This window comes from Nocardia higoensis, assembly GCF_015477835.1.
Taxonomy (GTDB): domain Bacteria; phylum Actinomycetota; class Actinomycetes; order Mycobacteriales; family Mycobacteriaceae; genus Nocardia; species Nocardia higoensis_A.
This window is the reverse complement of record NZ_JADLQN010000001.1, coordinates 865,539-881,788: the sequence shown is the minus strand read 5'-3', so window position 1 is coordinate 881,788 and position 16,250 is coordinate 865,539. Positions and strand designations below refer to the sequence as shown.

Annotated in this window: 18 protein-coding genes and 1 pseudogene; 8 read left to right on the top strand and 11 right to left on the bottom strand. The window is 67.1% G+C overall.

Translation table 11 applies throughout. From position 1 onward, the window contains the following. Nucleotides 1-78: 78 nt before the first annotated feature. The gene (locus tag IU449_RS04015) at nt 79-798 is read left to right on the top strand and encodes a TetR/AcrR family transcriptional regulator (protein WP_195000590.1); all 720 of its coding nucleotides are present in this window, start codon (nt 79-81) and stop codon (nt 796-798) included. Nucleotides 799-838: 40 nt separating this feature from the next. On the opposite strand, the gene IU449_RS04010 is transcribed toward IU449_RS04015, so the two are convergent. The 3 genes from IU449_RS04010 to IU449_RS04000 form a co-directional block, all read right to left on the bottom strand. Then, nucleotides 839-1,111 carry a ubiquitin-like small modifier protein 1 gene (locus IU449_RS04010; protein ID WP_195000589.1) on the bottom strand — a complete coding sequence of 91 codons (273 nt, stop codon included), beginning with the start codon at nt 1,109-1,111 and terminating at the stop codon, nt 839-841. A 4-nt stretch (nt 1,112-1,115) separates the two neighbouring features. After that, the gene (locus IU449_RS04005) at nt 1,116-2,213 is read right to left on the bottom strand and encodes a WD40/YVTN/BNR-like repeat-containing protein (RefSeq protein WP_195000588.1); all 1,098 of its coding nucleotides are present in this window, start codon (nt 2,211-2,213) and stop codon (nt 1,116-1,118) included. 81 nt (nt 2,214-2,294) lie between these two features. Beyond that, nucleotides 2,295-2,885, bottom strand: coding sequence for a TetR/AcrR family transcriptional regulator (locus IU449_RS04000; protein WP_324188079.1), 591 nt, complete (start codon nt 2,883-2,885; stop codon nt 2,295-2,297). A 122-nt stretch (nt 2,886-3,007) separates the two neighbouring features. Here IU449_RS04000 and IU449_RS03995 point away from each other — a divergent pair, with 122 nt between their 5' ends. Then, the gene (locus IU449_RS03995; protein ID WP_195000586.1) at nt 3,008-3,892 is read left to right on the top strand and encodes an alpha/beta fold hydrolase; all 885 of its coding nucleotides are present in this window, start codon (nt 3,008-3,010) and stop codon (nt 3,890-3,892) included. 117 nt (nt 3,893-4,009) lie between these two features. Here IU449_RS03995 and IU449_RS03990 read toward each other — a convergent pair whose 3' ends face one another. From IU449_RS03990 to IU449_RS03975, 4 genes are all read right to left on the bottom strand, one after another. Then, the gene (locus tag IU449_RS03990; protein WP_195000585.1) at nt 4,010-4,321 is read right to left on the bottom strand and encodes a DUF3303 domain-containing protein; all 312 of its coding nucleotides are present in this window, start codon (nt 4,319-4,321) and stop codon (nt 4,010-4,012) included. A gap of 211 nt (nt 4,322-4,532) precedes the next feature. Beyond that, complete coding sequence (locus tag IU449_RS03985; protein WP_195002298.1) at nt 4,533-5,420, bottom strand: DUF5995 family protein; 888 nt, start codon at nt 5,418-5,420, stop codon at nt 4,533-4,535. Nucleotides 5,421-5,819: 399 nt separating this feature from the next. After that, nucleotides 5,820-6,614, bottom strand: a complete 795-nt coding sequence (locus IU449_RS03980; protein WP_195000584.1) for a sigma-70 family RNA polymerase sigma factor — start codon at nt 6,612-6,614, stop codon at nt 5,820-5,822. A gap of 209 nt (nt 6,615-6,823) precedes the next feature. Continuing rightward, entirely contained in the window at nt 6,824-7,771 is a 948-nt protein-coding gene (locus tag IU449_RS03975; RefSeq protein ID WP_195000583.1) for a helix-turn-helix transcriptional regulator, read from the bottom strand. Nucleotides 7,772-8,162: 391 nt separating this feature from the next. On the opposite strand from IU449_RS03975, the gene IU449_RS03970 reads away from it, so the two are divergent. Beyond that, nucleotides 8,163-8,963: a Mut7-C ubiquitin/RNAse domain-containing protein gene (locus IU449_RS03970; protein WP_228804110.1), complete on the top strand. Its 801-nt coding sequence runs from the start codon at nt 8,163-8,165 to the stop codon at nt 8,961-8,963. Between the two features lie 13 nt (nt 8,964-8,976). Here IU449_RS03970 and IU449_RS03965 read toward each other — a convergent pair whose 3' ends face one another. Then, nucleotides 8,977-9,783, bottom strand: coding sequence for a methyltransferase domain-containing protein (locus IU449_RS03965; protein WP_195000582.1), 807 nt, complete (start codon nt 9,781-9,783; stop codon nt 8,977-8,979). Then, the gene (locus tag IU449_RS03960; protein WP_195000581.1) at nt 9,780-11,174 is read right to left on the bottom strand and encodes a hypothetical protein; all 1,395 of its coding nucleotides are present in this window, start codon (nt 11,172-11,174) and stop codon (nt 9,780-9,782) included. Before IU449_RS03960 ends, IU449_RS03965 begins: the two co-directional genes overlap by 4 nt. 232 nt (nt 11,175-11,406) lie before the next feature. Here IU449_RS03960 and IU449_RS29785 point away from each other — a divergent pair. Both IU449_RS29785 and IU449_RS29780 read left to right on the top strand, forming a co-directional pair. Next, nucleotides 11,407-11,563: pseudogene (locus tag IU449_RS29785) on the top strand (DUF1269 domain-containing protein); the annotation flags it as partial. Next, nucleotides 11,535-11,660 carry an SHOCT domain-containing protein gene (locus IU449_RS29780; protein WP_195000580.1) on the top strand — a complete coding sequence of 42 codons (126 nt, stop codon included), beginning with the start codon at nt 11,535-11,537 and terminating at the stop codon, nt 11,658-11,660. The pseudogene IU449_RS29785 and the gene IU449_RS29780, both read left to right, overlap by 29 nt. An 11-nt stretch (nt 11,661-11,671) precedes the next feature. On the opposite strand, the gene IU449_RS03950 is transcribed toward IU449_RS29780, so the two are convergent. Further along, nucleotides 11,672-12,976, bottom strand: coding sequence for a diacylglycerol/lipid kinase family protein (locus tag IU449_RS03950; RefSeq protein ID WP_195002296.1), 1,305 nt, complete (start codon nt 12,974-12,976; stop codon nt 11,672-11,674). Between the two features lie 389 nt (nt 12,977-13,365). On the opposite strand from IU449_RS03950, the gene IU449_RS03945 reads away from it, so the two are divergent. The 3 genes from IU449_RS03945 (at nt 13,366) to IU449_RS03935 (ending at nt 14,828) form a co-directional block, all read left to right on the top strand. After that, complete coding sequence (locus tag IU449_RS03945) at nt 13,366-13,791, top strand: DUF7144 family membrane protein (protein ID WP_195000579.1); 426 nt, start codon at nt 13,366-13,368, stop codon at nt 13,789-13,791. An 86-nt stretch (nt 13,792-13,877) separates the two neighbouring features. Next, entirely contained in the window at nt 13,878-14,303 is a 426-nt protein-coding gene (locus IU449_RS03940) for a DUF7144 family membrane protein (RefSeq protein WP_228803685.1), read from the top strand. Between the two features lie 120 nt (nt 14,304-14,423). Next, nucleotides 14,424-14,828 (top strand): DUF7144 family membrane protein, encoded by a 405-nt coding sequence (locus tag IU449_RS03935; protein ID WP_195000578.1) that lies wholly within the window; start codon nt 14,424-14,426, stop codon nt 14,826-14,828. A gap of 10 nt (nt 14,829-14,838) precedes the next feature. On the opposite strand, the gene IU449_RS03930 is transcribed toward IU449_RS03935, so the two are convergent. Further along, nucleotides 14,839-16,242 carry an MFS transporter gene (locus IU449_RS03930; RefSeq protein ID WP_195000577.1) on the bottom strand — a complete coding sequence of 468 codons (1,404 nt, stop codon included), beginning with the start codon at nt 16,240-16,242 and terminating at the stop codon, nt 14,839-14,841. Nucleotides 16,243-16,250: the final 8 nt, after the last annotated feature.

The window sequence follows — 16,250 nt, the reverse complement described above, 5'->3', positions numbered from 1 at the left end:
CAGGGCGATATTTGACAATCATGATTGTCGAAATGGGCGCGGCTAGTATTGCACCGCGTCGGCAGAAAGGAAAGGCTCATGACCCGCCCCGGCCCGCGCCCCTCCGGCCCGAAGCTCTCCGGCCGGAAGTACTCGGGCGTCGCGCCCGAGGAACGCGTGCGCCGCCGTCGTGCCGCGATTCTCGAGTCCGCCCTGGAGCAGTTCGGCACTTCCGGCTACGCGGGAGCCTCGATCAAGCAGATCTGCCGAGGCGCGGGGGTCACCGAGCGGCACTTCTACGAGTCGTTCCCCAAACGGGAGGTCTGCCTCGCCGCGCTGTACGACAGCCTGTCCGAGGCGATGCGTACGGTGACCGCCGAGGCGCTCGCCCGCACCGAGCTCGATCTCGACGCACTCACCGCGGCCGGGCTCGAGGCCTTCATCCGATACCTGACCGACGACCCACGCCGCGCGCGGGTGGTGCTCATCGAAGTCGTCGGTGTCTCACCGGACATGGAACAGCGCCGCCACCGCGTGTTGCGCGATTTCGTGGACACGGTCATGGCCACATGGGCTGCCGACGGCAACCGCACCCTCACACGAAGCGAGCGGCTGGCCGCCACAGCGCTGGTCGGCGGTGTCAACCACCTGCTCGTCGACTGGTTGATGGACGGGCGCTGCGACGACCCCGCCGATCTCGTGGCCGTGTGCGTGGACCTGTTCGCCGCCGCCCGGGAACGCTGGGACACCGCCGCCGCGGCAGCGGGACACACCGGTGAACGATCTTCCGGCGCCCCGGAAGCGGTGTCACCGGGCTGATCGGTGAACGCCGTCCGGGTCACCGGGGACGGCGATACGCCTATCCGCCGGCGACCGCGGGGATGATCATGACCTCGGTCCCGTCGGTGAGCGGGGTGTTCAATCCGTCGAGCGTCCGGCATTCGTCGTCGTCGACGTAGAAGTTCACATACCGGCGGAGTTCGCCGCGCTCGTCGCGCAGCCTGCGTTCCAGCGCGGGCGAACGCTCCCGCAGCGCGTCCAGCACGTCACGCAGTGTCGCGCCGTCGACATCGAGTTCCTTCTCGCCCCCGGCGTAGGGCCGCAGAGCCGAGGGCAGGCGCACGCGGGCCACGGCGTCAGCCGATGACCCGGGCGCGGACGCACAGTACGTCGGGCAGTCTGTCGGCCACCAGGTGCCAGTGGTCGCCTTCGTCCGGGCTGCAGTAGACCTCACCGTTGCGGGTGCCGAAGTAGATCCCGGTCGGGTCGGCGTCGTCGCTGCACATGGCGTCGCGCATGACCGCCGCCCAGAACGGCGTCTGTGGGAGGCCGTCGGTCCTCGCCGACCAGGTCTCGCCACCGTCGGTGCTGCGATAGACGGCGCAGCGCGCGTCGGGTGGGAACCGGAAGCGCTCCATGTCGGCGACCAGCGGGAAGGTGTAGACGACGCCGGGACGTCGGGGGTGCGCGACGATGGGGAACCCGAAATTGGACGCGGGGAGCCCGCCGTCGATCGAATGCCAGGTGGCCCCGTCGTCGGTGGTGCGGAAGACGCCGCCGTGGTTCTGCAGGTACATGGTGCTCGGCGTCTCGGCGTCCACGGCGACCTTGTGCACGCACTGTCCCCATTCCGGCAGCTCGCCGGGCAGGAAATCGGCTGTGACACCTTTGTTCGTGGGCCACCACGAGGCGCCGCCGTCGGCGGTCTGATAGACACCGCCGGTGGACATCGCGACCGCGATCCGGTGCCTGTCCGTCGGATGCGGAAGGATCGTGTGCAGAGCCAGCCCGCCGCCGCCCGGTTGCCACTGCGCGCGGTGTGGGTGCTCCCACAAGCCTCTGACCAGCTCGAAGGTCTTTCCGCCGTCAGCCGAGCGGAACAGCGCCGACGGTTCGACCCCCGCGTATACGATGTCCGGCTCCGCCTCGGTCGCGGGCGCGATCTGCCACACTCCCTGCAACGCGGCTCCGGTGTCCGCGGGGAACGCCAGCGGCGCGTCGTCGGGTTCGCTCCATGTCCGGCCCAGATCGTCGCTGGTCACCAAGGTCGGTCCGAAATGGCTGTCCAGCACCGACGCGAGCAGCCGCGGGGTGTGCCGCCGGGCATCGATCGCCAATGCCTTGACATCGGCGACCGGGAACCGCGGCGCATCCACTGTCCAGGTCGATCGATCGTTGTCACTGCGCGCCAGGAACAAGCCCTTGCGCGTACCGATTCCGAGCAAGATCTCCATGGTCGACCTCCAGTGCTGATCCCCGCTACGCCGACGCGTGCGAGCGTACTCCGCGGGCCGGACAGAACCCGGTAGAACACGTCACGCCCCGTCGGGGGCCCCCGGCGCGATCGCGCGTTCCACTGCCATCCGCACCAATTCCCTGGCCTGTTCCTCGGTGAACACGCCGGGCAGGGTGAGTCGGTCGAGAATGAGCCAGTTGAGGGCGAGGTACAGCAGGACGACGGTGTTCTCGTCGCCGGGCATCCCGAATTCCAGATGGTTGCCGATGTTGAAGTCCAGGTCGGCTCGCACCCGTTCGGTGAGCAGAGCCTGCAACTCCGGTCGCCGGGTGGCCTCCAGCCGGAGTTCGAGGATCGCGAGATAGCCGGTGCGGAAACGGGTCACGCGGTCGACGACCTCGGTCATGAGTTCGGTGAGGGTTTCGCGAGAGCGCGGTCCGTGCAGCTTGGCCATCGCCGTCGCGTCGGGGATGAGCCGCTCGTAGTAGCGGTGGCCGACCTGGACGAGCAGCGCGTCGCGGTTGGCGAAGTAGTTCGAGGCGGTCCCGGCGGGTACTCCGGCTTCCTTGTCCACCGCGCGAAACGTGAGCCCCCGGGCCCCTTCTCGGGCCAGGACCTCGATCGATGCGTCCAACAACGCATGGCGGCGTTCGGGATTCGTGCGCACCACTTGACACCACTCCATCTGTAGTACTAAGTTTCAAATCACTTCACTCAGAGTACTTCATCTGACGTGAATGCGACGCGGCGGCTCGCGAGCCTGCACCATCGAGACAAGAGGAAGTACGACACATGCGTGAAGCGACCATCTGGAGTGAGGAATTCGGCGCCGAGACGGACGCGCCGATCCTGTTGATCATGGGGTCGATGTCGCAGGGCATCCTGTGGCCCGAAGAATTCGTCGACCGCCTCGTCGCCGGTGGGCGCCGGGTGATCCGCTACGACCACCGGGACACCGGTATGTCGGAAACCTTCGACTTCGCCACCGATCCCTACACCTGGCACGACATCAAGAACGACGTCTATCGCGTACTCGATGCCCACGGCCTGGACAGCGCGCACCTGGTGGCGCACTCCGCAGGCGGGCTGCTCGCCCAGTTCATCGCGGTGGAACAGCCGGAACGGGTCCGCTCACTGACCGTCATAGGATCGTCGGCCCTCGGCGGCGGGGAAGGCCAGGTGATCATGCGGGCACTGTTGGGACAACCGCAGCCCGCGGGCAGCCTGCCCGAGCCGACAGCGGAATTCGTGACCTTTTTCCGCGAACTGATCACCACCACGCCACCGGCAGACCGGTCCGCCCGGATCGAAGGCATGATCGCCGAGCAGCGGGTACTGCACGGCACCGGACTGCCCTTCGACGAGACTGCCGCGCGCCTGTTGCAGGAAAGGATTCACGATCGGGCCCGCGACCTGTCCGCGGTAGCCAACCACCGCCTCGCCGCGGCGGCCTGCCCCGACTTCGAACCGGTCGGTGCGCTGCACCGGATCACAGCACCCACCCTGGTCATCGAGGGCAGCCACGAGCCGGTCAAACCCGGCCACGGCGCGCTCATCGCCGAGCAGATCCCGGATGCGCGACTGATGATCGTGGCGGGCATGGGCCACACCTTGCCGCCCGAGGTGCACGAGAAACTGGCCACTGCCATCCTCAAGCATACGGGGTTCCGGCAGTGACCCGCACCGTCCTGGCCGTACGTGGCGAAGCCCTGACCGGATTGCACGCCGCGGCGGCCGGCACGGTCTGCAGGCGAGACGGCGTGCAATCCTCGGTATGTCGAAATGGGAAGCGAATCAGCCCAGGCTCTTACGGAATTCCACACCCTCCTGGGCTGCCTGTATCGATTCCATGATGTCGACCACAGGGTAGATCTGGTAATCGGCAATGAAGCCGAATTTGCCGGGAGCATCGGCCAACTCGTGCGGATCATCGGTCTCGACCACTGCGAATCCGCCTGTGCCGTCCAGCCGGCCCACGAATTGATGGTATGTCGTGCCGGCAGCGGGCTTCCAGTGGGCGAACGCTTCCAGCGCGCGCTGGATACTCGCCTCGTTTTCGCTTGCGGTGCCATTCCAACGGTATTGCCACGAAACCACGTACTTCATCTCATCCTCCTGGATAGATGGCGCAAATTTGTGGTTCAGCGGGGACGGTCACTTCGATCGGCACATGTCCCCACAAGCGAAGTCTGCTCGCCGGGCAAACCCCTGACGAGTGCCGAAAGTCCCTTTCGCATACCTACCCGAACTTCGCCTTTTGCGCGGTTGCCACCGGAAGGTTCCATACGGCTGGGTGAGCTGTGCATGGTCGCGAGGTTCACAGACCGCCGAGCGCCGCGAGGACATCGAAGGCGCCGTCCACGGAGCGCCACAGCAGATCGATCTCGGCGCGAACGGCGGGTTGCAGAGCCGGATCCTGCAGGGCCAGGCCGTTTCCGAAGATGATCACATTGGCTCCCGCGTCGGCCAGACGCAGCAGTGGTCCGGTGGCGACCCCGGCGCCCAGCGCCGCGTCGAGACCTTCGCCGAGGAAATAGAACCGCCACAGCGGGCCGAGATCGGCTCCGTAGATCGCCTTGGTGAGGTCGATGATGAGGAACCCGTCGGCGGCGATGGCATCCACGATCCGGAAATAGTCGGCGGCGTTCGCCGGGGTGGCGCGGGTCGCGGCCACCGCCTCGGCGAGGTCGACGGTGAGGTGGGCGTTGTATCCGGCCATCGCCACCCGGGCCGCGGAGAGTTCACAGCGGCGGGTGAGGTCGAAGTAGTGGGTCCACTGGGGATCGGTCGGCGCGCCGGTGAACTCGGCGTGCACGTTGCGCAGGAAGCGCAGCAGCAAGTCGAGGCTGATCCGGTGCGCCCACTCCGGATCGTCGAACGCGGCCGCATCGCGTTGCAGCGGCATCACCGCCGACCGCTCGACGGCATCGAGCCCCAGCGCGAGCAGTCCACGTCGATCCCGATGCTCGACCAGGATCTCGGTGATACGGCGATGTCGTTCGACCGCGGCCTCCAAGCGATCGAGAGTGGGGCCGGTCGACCCGTCGGCGACGTCGGAGATGTCGGAGAGCTCGACGATTTCCGCGACGTCCGCCGCGCCGAGCGGTGCGCCACAGGCGGTCGTTTCGACGGCAGCGATCGCCGGGACAGGCAGCACGAGAGCTGGGGCGGTCACGATGGCGGCCAGCACGGTGGTGACGATCATGCGAACGGACAGGGACACGGGGTGCTCATCGACCATGATCGCGGCGCTTTCGTTTCGGCGGAGAACGAGAACGGGATCGAAGATGCACCCGTCGGGCGTGTGGCAGCCTAGCCGTTTCGCTCGGCGCGCCGCGTGTGCGAATCGCCGTGGCGTCTATGTCACCGGACACAATTCCGCCGGACACGATGCCGTGCGGCACAACCGCGCAGTACTCGTCGGCTGCCTGGGTGGAGCGGCCGGAAACGATTCCCGCCGAACTCGGACCGGTCAGGGTGTGAGCAGGACCCTGGTGGCGCGCCGCGCCGCGGCCGGGGTCACCAGCAGCCCGACCACGCCGTCACCGACCACCGCGACGGTCTTGCCCGGCCCGGCTTCGGCCGCGACGGCTCCGCTCTCCGGTCACAGCGCTTCCGGTCGCAGCCCTGTCTCCCGGATTCCGGCGAGCGCGCTCGACAGCAGCCGGGAGACCTGCATCGGTGAGATGCCCAATTGCTCGGCGATCTGCGTATGCGGCTGGTGTCGGAAGAACCGCAGATACACCACCCAGCGTTCGGCCTCGGACAGTTCGGCCAGCAACCGGGCTGCGACCAGTTTTTCCATGACCTCGTATTCCGAGTCGTCGACCTCGTATTCCGAATCGTCGACGACCTCATCGGTGATATCCGGCGCCGCGGCGCCGATGCGACGGCTGTAGCCCGCCAGCAGTGCGCGGGTCACTTCCAGCAGGTCCACATCCAGTTGTACGGCGATCTCCATCGCGGTGGGGACGCGTGCCAGCCGACGCGTCATCGCGTCCACCGTCGGCCTGATCAGCACCTGGAACTCCTGGACACTTCGCGCGAGCCCCAGCGCGAAGGTGGGTTCCCGGTAGCGCCGGCGCACCGCACCCAGAACGGTCGGCACCGCGAACGCCACGAAGGGCTGGCCGAGGCCCGGATCGAATCGATCTATCGACGACGCCAGTGCCGAGTTCGCTGTCTGGAACAGATCGTCATAGGTCGCGCCGCGGCCGGTGTATCGGCGCGCGATGTGCTCGGCCAGCGGCAGGCAGCGGCTGATGAGCTGTTGACGCAACACCCGAGCCGCTTCGCTGCTCGACGGCGTCTGCGCCAGTTCCGCCAGTGCGGCCTCGATCCCGAGGTACGGATCGGCCCGTCGTGGGATGTCGTTCGCTGCTCTGTCTCCGATAGCCATCTCTCCTGTCATTACCGCCTCCAATGCCTGGACCGGTCCGTGGGCATCATCGGGCCGGCCGGGCATCGGTCCGCGAGCACTTCTTCCAGCTTTGCAGTGGCGAGCCGGGCGGGTCAGTCCGATCAGGAACCTATTCGCGCGCGGTCAGGACAGAAAACGAAGACTTCGCCCGGGCAACACCGCGTCACCCGGTCACCGGACGACGTGATTCAGCTCCGCAGAGTCGAACGTGGTGCTCGCCCGTAGCGACCGCGATAGGCGATGGCGAACCGGCCGGGGTGGGTGAAGCCCCATTCCCAGGCGATCCCGGTGACCGTCGTCCCGTCGCCGGGATCGGCGGCCACCAATTGCTCATGGGCCGCCGCCAGACGCAGACTGCGCAGATATGCCAGCGGAGTGGTGTCCAGATGACGCCGGAAGGCGAGTTGCAGCGCCCGAGGGGTCACATACGCGGCGGCGGAGATATCGGTGAGGGTGATGTCCTCGCGCAGGTGTGTCTCGATGTAGGCGATCGCACGCCGCACGGCGTCCGGGTGCGCGTCGTTGCGGTCCGTGGCGGTCGGTTCCAGCAGCGCGGTGGTCGGCATGGTCCCGAGTACGGTCACAGCGAGGTAGTCCGCGGCGGCCGCGGCTGCCAGCTCGCTGCCCGCGGCGGCGGGATCAGCGGCGAGATCCTGGATGTGATCGATCACGTGTATCAGGCGCCTCCCGGCCGCCGGATCGACGGGACGATGCCCGATGAACCGCGGAGGTGTCGCCTGGTCCGCGGTCGAGGCGACCCGATCGAGCAGCGCCGGATCGAACATGGTGATGCTGTAGCTCGCCGATCGGACGACCCCGGCGAAGGGTAGGTCCGGCGGTGTCAGCAACCCGATCTCGCCCGGCCCGAACACCCCGGCGCCGGACTCCCCGTCCGCGTCCTCGATCGCACCGGTTCGCACGGCGCACAGACACAGCTTGTTCAGCGGCTCGGTGCTGTAGCGCATGTCGAAGCCGAGGTCGAGTCGATCCACGCTGATCGGGCCGAGGACATTGCGGCGGATCCGCGCGCTGGACTGCGATGGGCTGTCATTGCCGATACGCGTCGGGCTGTAAGCGCTGATGAGGAACTCCTCGGTAGCGCCGAGATCATTACTGTGGAAATCAAAATTCTCCATATCGAGCCGTCCGTCCGACCCCCGTCATTTCACATCGGGTACCACCCGCTGAGAACGTCAAGCTGTCGAATGGTGCTCGTCACCCCGCACCGGCAAACGCTTGTGGACGACGTGGCCGTGAGCAGAAACACTCTCACGGCCACGCCTGCGCCGGTCGGAGCATCATCGCTTCGGCGGCGTCCCCGGCGGGTACCCCGACCTGTCGGCGCAAACCGTCGGCAACCTGTCCGACAGCGCGGCGTCACCGGTAGACTCCGAGGTCGTGAACGGCTTCCAGCCGTGGGGGGCGCCGCGTCGAGGGCCGGTCATGCGGACCGACATCGTCGACGACGTCGGTGAGCGGACGAACCCTGACACCGCCGCTTTCTCGACCGATGCGGGCACTGTCGAGATGCGCGTGTACGCCGAACTCGACGATTTCCTGCCGCCGCGGGAACGCCGTTCGGTGCTGTCGAGGCCGGTGCAGCCCCACCAGACGGTCAAGGACATCGTCGAGGCCGCCGGCATTCCGCACACCGAGATCGACCTGCTGCTGGTGAACGGCGAATCGGTCGGCTTCGAGCACCGTCCGTGCCCCGGCGACCGGCTCGCCGTCTACCCGGTGTTCGAAAGCCTCGATATCGCCACGCTGACCCGGGTGCGACCGCGCCCGCTGCGTGAACCCCGACTGCTCGTCGACGTCAATCTCGGTGGACTCGCACGACTGCTGCGGCTGATGGGGCTCGACGTCCGCTGCGAATTCGAGGCCGAGGACGCTCATCTGGCCGAGATTTCCGCCACCGACCACCGCATTCTGCTCACCCGCGACCGCCGGTTGCTGGCGCGCCGCATCGTCACCCACGGTGTCTTCGTACGGGCAGAGCATCCGGTCGAGCAGGTCGTCGAAGTGATCGGCAGGTTGGACCTGGCCGACCATCTCGCACCGTTCACCCGCTGCCTGCGCTGCGGTCACGCCCTGAGCGACGTGGCGAAGGACGACATCCTCGACCGGCTTCCACCGCTGACCCGCCGCTACCACGACACCTTCCGTCGATGCACCGGCTGCGACCGGCTCTACTGGGCGGGCGCCCATCAACAGCGACTCGACGAACTCGTGGAGCGGATCATGTCCGCGCTGGCGCAGGCGGATCGGGTGGAGACGCCAGGAACGTCGTCGGCGGGTCGACTGCCCGCGTCACCGCGACGGCACTGACTCCGCGCGAGGGTCAGGGCTTGTGGGCGATCACGGCGAACATCGTCACCGAGAAGTGGTAGTCGCCCGCCGCGATCCCGCGTTCGACATCGGCGATCAGGCGATCGCGCTGCTCGACGGTGACGACGCCGTCCGTGACACCACTGTCGGCGATGGCCGTACACATCGGCAGCACCGTCACCGGATCCCAGACGACGGCTTCGGAGCCGATGTCGTCGATCACGAAACCCGCCTCGACCAGTCGACCGCGCAATCGGCGGCCTGAGCGCGGGTTCGGGATGGCCGAGTCCATCCGATCCCGCAGCGCCGCGAGAACCTGCGGATCCCCCGGATGGAAGATCGTTGTCGACCAGTCGCTGTCCACCAAGGCCACCCGCCCGCCGGACCGCATCACCCGGGCGATCTCGGTGGTGGCCCGGGCCGGGTGGTCGAGATGCTGATACACCCGTTCGCAGCGCAGGACATCGACGGATTCCGCGGGCACCGGCAGCGCATAGGCCGATCCCTCGACGAATTCGGCGCGCGCCCGGCCCGCGCGCTCCCTCGCCAGGGCGAGCATCGACGGGTTCGGATCGATGCCGATCGCCCGCCCGGCCTCCCCGACCAGCCGGGCCAGCTCCACGACCTCGCTGCCGGTGCCGCAACCGAGATCCACCGCCGTCTCCCCCGGCCGTACGGCCAGCGCGTCGCGGACCCAGCGACGCATACGAACGACGCCGGGCAGGGCGGCCTGATCATCGAGGAGTCGCACGACCGGTTCCTGGTCGGGCTGGTGAACCTGGTCGATGTGGAACGACGGAACGTCTCGGCGGGCACTCATTGTCGTTCCGTGCGGGGTCGTTCCGTGCGGGGTCGTTCCGTACGGGCCGGAAGCATCAGCAACTCGAGTGCGAGCAGCGCCAGCAGTGCGCCGAGCGCGATCCCCACGACCACCAGCCCGGTCGGATACGACCAGAACATGAGCAGCGCGGCGGCGACGGCGACGATCGACCAGCGCAGGGGGTTACGGAGGCGGTGGATCGCCATGTGCACCCTCTTCGGCGGCCGGGAGCGCCGAAGTCCCGCGGCGATGGCGTCCATGCCCCGCCCGAAGCCGCGTCGTACCGCCACCGCCGAGGACGAATCACCGGCGAGATAGGCGGCGATCGCGATGACGCCACCGGCCGCCGCCACCGCGCGCAGCGAGGTCCGCAGCGGTGTGAGCACGGTATCGATGATCGCGCGTGCCGCATCGGGGGCCAGGACATCGGCCGGAACACGGTCCAGGTACATCGCCCGGGTGATGAGCACGACCAGAGCCAGGACGAGCATTCCCACCGCTGTCGCGAGTCCGACCACGGCGAGAGCGCGGCGACGGCGGCCCGCGGGGGCTACGGCGACAGCCGCGACGGCGGCCGCGATCGTGATCCACGGCAGCACGGTCGCGGCTCTGTCGAGATTGTCGATCGCGCGTTGGGCCCTGACCAGCTCGGGCGACCGGAACAGGACGAATTGTTCGTCGACCACCGGGAGCTTCTCGGCGAAGGTGAAGCCGCGGTCGATCAGTCGCGCTTTCACATTCTCGATCATCGGTCCCAGCGACAACGTCACCGTCCCGCTCTCGTCGATGTTCACCGATTCGGGCGCGGCTCGACCGGTCGCCACCGCCACCAGCGCGGTGTGGGCGGTGCGATTGGCCTGCAACCACAGGTCTTCGAACTGCTCGCTGTGCACGAACGAACCCACAGTCTCGTCGACGAAGTCCTGCGCTTGCCGAGCGATGACCGGTGCCAGACCTTCGATCGCGCGATCGATTCGTGGCCGGTTCTGCACCGCGGGCACCGATTCGGTCACCGCGGCCAGCGCGTCCGCGGTGATGCTCTCCACGTCGATCCGGGCCAGGATTGCGTCGCTGATCTTCGCCGATATCTCTTTCTGCAGCGCGGGATTTGTGGCCAGCGGAGCCACTGTCGCCAGATATCGGTCCGTATCCAGGATCTCCGAGCGAGCGTATCGCGACAGCACCGAGGTGATCGCGAGAACAGCGATCAGCACCGACAAGAGAAGGACCGCGAACCAACGCCACCGATGCCGTCCATCCGGTGCTGTCGCGCGGGGCCCGGCCGCCCGCAGTTCCGCGAGTTCGGCGCGAAGGCGTTCGAGTTCGGCACGTTCGCCGGTGGTCAGCGCAGCCGCGTTCTCGCTGCCGGAACTGGCGGAATCCATCGACATGCCTCATCCTCGTCGCGGCTGAAACGTGCGAATGAAATCGTCGAGCGGTTGGTGAGCGATGGCGAGCAACTGCGCCGGGCGGCGTGCACTTCAGTTCACATTAACATCGGCCATGCTGGTCGTTGATTTTCTCATGCTCAGCGATCCCGTCGAGTTCCGGCCATGGTGTGGCCGATCGGAGTGCAGCCCCCGTCTGTCGCGTAGATCTTTTCGTGACGAAAGAAGGTGGCTCGTGACCGAGTTCGATGTCGACATATCAGGTCCCGTCGACTATCTGGTGATCGAATTCCCCGCCGATCGTCCGCCGGATGGGCGATATCGACGTCACCCTGTTCGCCGAGGCCGCTTCCGGCTTGCTCGATGCCGCCGACCGCCGTGAAGCCGGATCGCATATCCGCGTTGAAAGAACTGGCGGATCTGAAAGCGCAGGGCGTGCTCACCGAATCGGAATTCGAATCGGAGAAGGCCCGGATTCTCGCATCCTGATCCCGAACGACTCATCCGGCGTGTGGCGCCCGGACGGCGTGGCCGTGTGGTTCGCGACGGAAACCCGCCAGTTCCCGCAGCCGCACCCAGTCGACGGCGGGTGCCGAACGGTGTACGGGCGGCCTGGTCCTCGGCACGCGAACACGAAGGGCTGCGGGTTCGATGACGCATCGCACGGGGGTGTCGAGCAGCAGTGATTCACCGTCGACGCCGACCGGAATACGGCTGCTGTCGGCCTCGATCGTCACCGAGGTCGCGCTGTACTGGGTGAGGCCGCGGGTCCGGGTACGGCGCAACAAGCCGATGGCGGCCCGTGTACTGGTCACCGACACGGTCACGACACCCAGCACACCGCGATCCAGTCGGTCGCGACGACTCGAACCGGCCAGGTCGCCGGTGCTGTACGGGTTGTTGCTCACCAGGATCGCCTGCGGTCCGACGATCTTCGTCCCGCCGACCTCGGCGGTCAGCCGTGCCCCGGTATGGCCGGACAGCAGATCCGGCAGCTGTGCGAGCACTGTCGCGGTCTTGTCGTCCCGATAGGCGGGATCTTTCACGATCTCGGCGTAGACGCCGAAGGAGGCGTTGTTGACGAAGGGGCGCCCGTTGATCCGGGCAAGATCGATCCGCAGCTCCACACCGTCGGTGAGCGCGGTCAGCGCCGCGGCGGGATCGGCACGGTCCAGGCCGAGGTCCATGGCGAAGTGGTTGCGGGTGCCCGCGCTGATCACCAGGAACGGCAGGCCGCATTCTGCCGCGACTCCCGCCACCAGCGCCTGCGTCCCGTCGCCGCCTGCCACACCGAGCAGATCCGCTCCCCGCCCGACAGCCTCCCGCGCGATCGCCTCGACATCCATGGTGTCCGGCCCCTCGAGCAGTACCACCTCGGCGCCCAGCGCTTCGGCTCTGCGCCGCAGGTCGAACTTGGTGACCTTGCCACCGCCAGAGCGTGGATTCATGATCAAGAAAGGCCGCCGGGGCTGGCCGACGGGATACTCCGGCATCCTGTCCCCCGCGTTGTCCGGGCGCAGTGCCGCCCGCGCGCAGGCGATGGACAGCAGCACTAACACCACCGTCAGGACGACCGCCCACAACAACTGCGCGCGAACGAACGCCGCCACAGCGATCATCGGAACGATGACTGCCATGGACAATGACAGCCACCGCAATGCCCCCCGTCTGATCAGCGCTCCGTAGAGCGCCGCGACGACGAGTGTCACCGCGCCGGCTCCGACGACGAGCAGTCCCACCGCCCCTCGCAAGCCCGCCGCCAGTATCGGCGTCAGCGCGGCAGCGGTGGCGCACACGAACGCCAGACGGGCGGTCCATGTCCTCCCGACGGTGAACCCGGACTCATCGTCGTTGTCCGCTCCGCCGAAGCCGTCTGCCTTCTCGTCGGTGACCACGACTCGCCTCCTCGTCGGTGCATTACCCACTCGCGGACGGCCGCCGGCGCGAGAGCGGTCGGGATCAGCCGACGAGGCTGCACTTTCGTCGAGAACACGGCGTCTGTCTTTCCTGGCCTGGTTTTCGCTCGCCGCTTATCGGCCCGTGCGACGACCACGCGATTGTTCAGTGTCGGCACCCGTAGGCCGTCGTGTCCCCACCCGTCGGGGGTGATACGAGAAAGACGACGTCCACGTGCACAGAATCGATACAGATGGCGTAGATTCGACAACGATGACCCTTCGACGAGAGGTTCGTCATGGTGCGTGCGCAGTCTTCCGGCCCGGCGCCCGTTCGAGAACTGATCCGACGTGAAAATGTCGCGGCCGGAATTTCTCTCGCCGCGGCGACCATGCTGCTGGCATTGGCCGCGGTCACCGTTCTCCAGGGAATCGCGGCGCTCGTCGGCGGCGACATCTACACCACCGATGTCGATTACATCTATGCATTCGATGTCGCGGAATGGGGGTGGATCCATGTCCTGATCGGTGCGGTCGCGGTGATCTGCGCATTCGGCCTGATGTTGGGAACCACATGGGGCCGGTTCGCCGCGACAGGTATCGCGGCGGTGGTCATCGTCGCGAACTTCCTGGCGCTGCCGCACTACCCGGCGTGGTCGATCGTGGCCATCGTGTTGAGCGTCGTGGTGATCTGGGCTGTCGCGACGTGGAATCCGCAGCTCTGACCTCACCTGGAAGGGATGATGCCGCCCAAGCCCTCGGTCCGTCACCATCGATCCCGTTCGGTCCATGTCAGACGAAGAGGTATGCCATGACCTATCGATCGCACACCTCCGCGCCCCCGACCGCGGAGCCCATGCAGAAACAGAGCATCGCCACCGGGATCTCTCTCGTGGCGGCGATCATGCTGATGGTCCTCGCCGCGCTCTCGATTCTCGAGGGCACCGTGGCCATCGCCGGCGACGAGATATACGTCGCCGGAGTCGACTACATCTACGCATTCGACACGACCACCTGGGGCTGGATCCACGTAGCCCTCGGTGTCATCGGACTGGTCTGCGGCACAGGTCTGTTGTTCGGCACCACCTGGGGCCGCTACGCCGCCATCGCCATCGCCGCACTGGTGATGGTCGCGAATTTCCTCTCGCTGCCCTATTACCCGGCGTGGTCGCTGTTGGTCATCGCACTCAGCATCGTGGTCGTCTGGGCCGTGGCCACCTGGCAGCCGGAACGCTGACGGCGCAACCCAGGGCTCGGGTGAACTCGCCCGATTCCGCCGCTGGTCGCATCGCCGGTGCGCTGCCCGCTCGGCGCTGCGCAGGACAATATCGCACCAACGACAGAGAGGCTTCAGACCATGTCGACAACTGATGACCGTTCGGTACAGCAGGCCGTCGCGGCCGGAACGTCGATCGGCGCCGCGGTGCTGTTGATGGCCGTCGGCTTTCTGTCGGCGTTCCAAGGGATCTCCGCCATCGCCGAGGACGAGATCCTGGTCGCCGGTCCGAATTACATCTACGAGTTCAACACGACGACATGGGGCTGGATCCACCTCGTGCTCGGCATTCTCATCGTCGTGACGGCGCTCGCCCTGATGGGCGGCGCCACGTGGGCGCGGGTGGTGGCGGTGATGCTCGCCGCGCTGTCACTGCTGGGGAATTTTCTGTGGCTGCCCTACTACCCGTGGTGGTCGATCGCGGTGATCGCCTTGGACGTGGTCGTCATCTGGGCGGTGACAACCTGGCAACCGGACCGGGTCTGAACCGGCTCGCTCAATGGCTCTTCCCCGCGGCCGAGGCAGAGGCCGCGGGGATCGTGCCGCCGGGCAGCATGGCCGCCGCGCCCAACCCCAGGAACCCCAGGGCGGCGATCGTCACCATGGCCGCGGCATAGGCCTGTCCGGTGAGGTTCGCGACGAGAATGGTGCCGGCGAGTGCGGTTCCCAGTGAGGAGCCGAGGTTGGACACGCTGCGGGACAAACCGGAGATCTCGCCCTGCAGTTCCTCGCCGAAGCTCGACTGCACCACCGTGACCGAGGGAGTCAGCATCATTCCGAGGCCGGTGCCGATCAAGAACAGGCCCGGCGCGGAAGCCCACGGAACCGCGGACCGGCCCGCGATGGCCAGCAACAGACCGACGCCCGCGATGGTCACCACGAAGCCCGCCATGATGAGCGTGCGCGGCGCGCGGCGCCGGGCGAATCGCTCGGCCGCCAACGAGGTGAGGAGCAACCCCGCCGTGGCCGCGGTGAAGATCACCCCGGTCTGGATCGCGTTGTAGCCGCGCACGACCTGGAGGTAAGCGGCAACCACGAACGAGGTTCCCATCAGCATCAGCCATTGGATGTTCTGGGTGACCAGACCGAGATTGGAGGTGCGGTTGCGGAACAGGCGGGTCGGCAGCAAGGGATCCCGGCCGGCGCGTTCCTTCGCGCGGATGGAGAGGAAGAACAGGGTCAGCACGAACGCTCCGAGCGTGAGCAGCACGACCATCAGTACGAAGTCGTCGTCGGCGGCCAGGATTCCGGTGACCAGCATGATCAGTCCGACCGCCGACAGCACCGCGCCGGTGAGGTCGAAGGATCGATCGGCGTTGGGCGGCAGCGGGTCGAGGATGCGGCGGCTGAGCGCGATGATGGCGAGGATGACCAACGCCTGGAAGGCGAATGCCGCACGCCAGCTCGACCAGGAGGTGATCAGACCACCGATCAGCGGCCCGGCGGCGGCGCCGATACCACCCATCGCCATGATGGCGCCGAATGCCTTCGCACGCGAGGTCACCTCGGTGAACAGCAGAGTGGTGAGGATGTAGACAGGCGGTATCAGCAGCGCGGTGCCGATGCCCTCGAGAATCGAATTGCCCAGGATCAACCAGCCCAGGTTCGGTGCGAGTCCGCTGATCACGGCGCCGATGCCGTAGAGAGTGAGCCCGAGCACGAAGCACCGCTTGCGACCGTATCGATCGGTGAGTTTGCCGCAGGGAATCATCAGCGCGGCCATCACCAGCAGGAACAGCGTGATCGCGACCTGGACGCCCTGAACCGTGGTGTCCAGGTCGGTACTGATGTCGGAGATCATCACGTTCATACTCGAGCCGGCGAAGGAGCAGATGAACTGCGCCGACGCGAGCGGGAGCAGCACCCCGCGCGGGCGGGTGAGTTCGGTTGTCTCCGCCATCCACGTCG

Coding starts and splice junctions, on each gene's coding strand:
- IU449_RS03985 (WP_195002298.1), bottom strand. CDS start 5,420: ATGATCGTCACCACCGTGCTGGCCGCCATCGTGACCGCCCCAGCTCTC.
- IU449_RS03945 (WP_195000579.1), top strand. CDS start 13,366: ATGGTGCGTGCGCAGTCTTCCGGCCCGGCGCCCGTTCGAGAACTGATC.
- IU449_RS03980 (WP_195000584.1), bottom strand. CDS start 6,614: ATGGCTATCGGAGACAGAGCAGCGAACGACATCCCACGACGGGCCGAT.
- IU449_RS03930 (WP_195000577.1), bottom strand. CDS start 16,242: ATGGCGGAGACAACCGAACTCACCCGCCCGCGCGGGGTGCTGCTCCCG.
- IU449_RS04005 (WP_195000588.1), bottom strand. CDS start 2,213: ATGGAGATCTTGCTCGGAATCGGTACGCGCAAGGGCTTGTTCCTGGCG.
- IU449_RS03935 (WP_195000578.1), top strand. CDS start 14,424: ATGTCGACAACTGATGACCGTTCGGTACAGCAGGCCGTCGCGGCCGGA.
- IU449_RS03975 (WP_195000583.1), bottom strand. CDS start 7,771: ATGGAGAATTTTGATTTCCACAGTAATGATCTCGGCGCTACCGAGGAG.
- IU449_RS03940 (WP_228803685.1), top strand. CDS start 13,878: ATGACCTATCGATCGCACACCTCCGCGCCCCCGACCGCGGAGCCCATG.
- IU449_RS04015 (WP_195000590.1), top strand. CDS start 79: ATGACCCGCCCCGGCCCGCGCCCCTCCGGCCCGAAGCTCTCCGGCCGG.
- IU449_RS03995 (WP_195000586.1), top strand. CDS start 3,008: ATGCGTGAAGCGACCATCTGGAGTGAGGAATTCGGCGCCGAGACGGAC.
- IU449_RS29780 (WP_195000580.1), top strand. CDS start 11,535: ATGCCGCCGACCGCCGTGAAGCCGGATCGCATATCCGCGTTGAAAGAA.
- IU449_RS03990 (WP_195000585.1), bottom strand. CDS start 4,321: ATGAAGTACGTGGTTTCGTGGCAATACCGTTGGAATGGCACCGCAAGC.
- IU449_RS03965 (WP_195000582.1), bottom strand. CDS start 9,783: ATGAGTGCCCGCCGAGACGTTCCGTCGTTCCACATCGACCAGGTTCAC.
- IU449_RS03970 (WP_228804110.1), top strand. CDS start 8,163: ATGCGCGTGTACGCCGAACTCGACGATTTCCTGCCGCCGCGGGAACGC.
- IU449_RS03960 (WP_195000581.1), bottom strand. CDS start 11,174: ATGTCGATGGATTCCGCCAGTTCCGGCAGCGAGAACGCGGCTGCGCTG.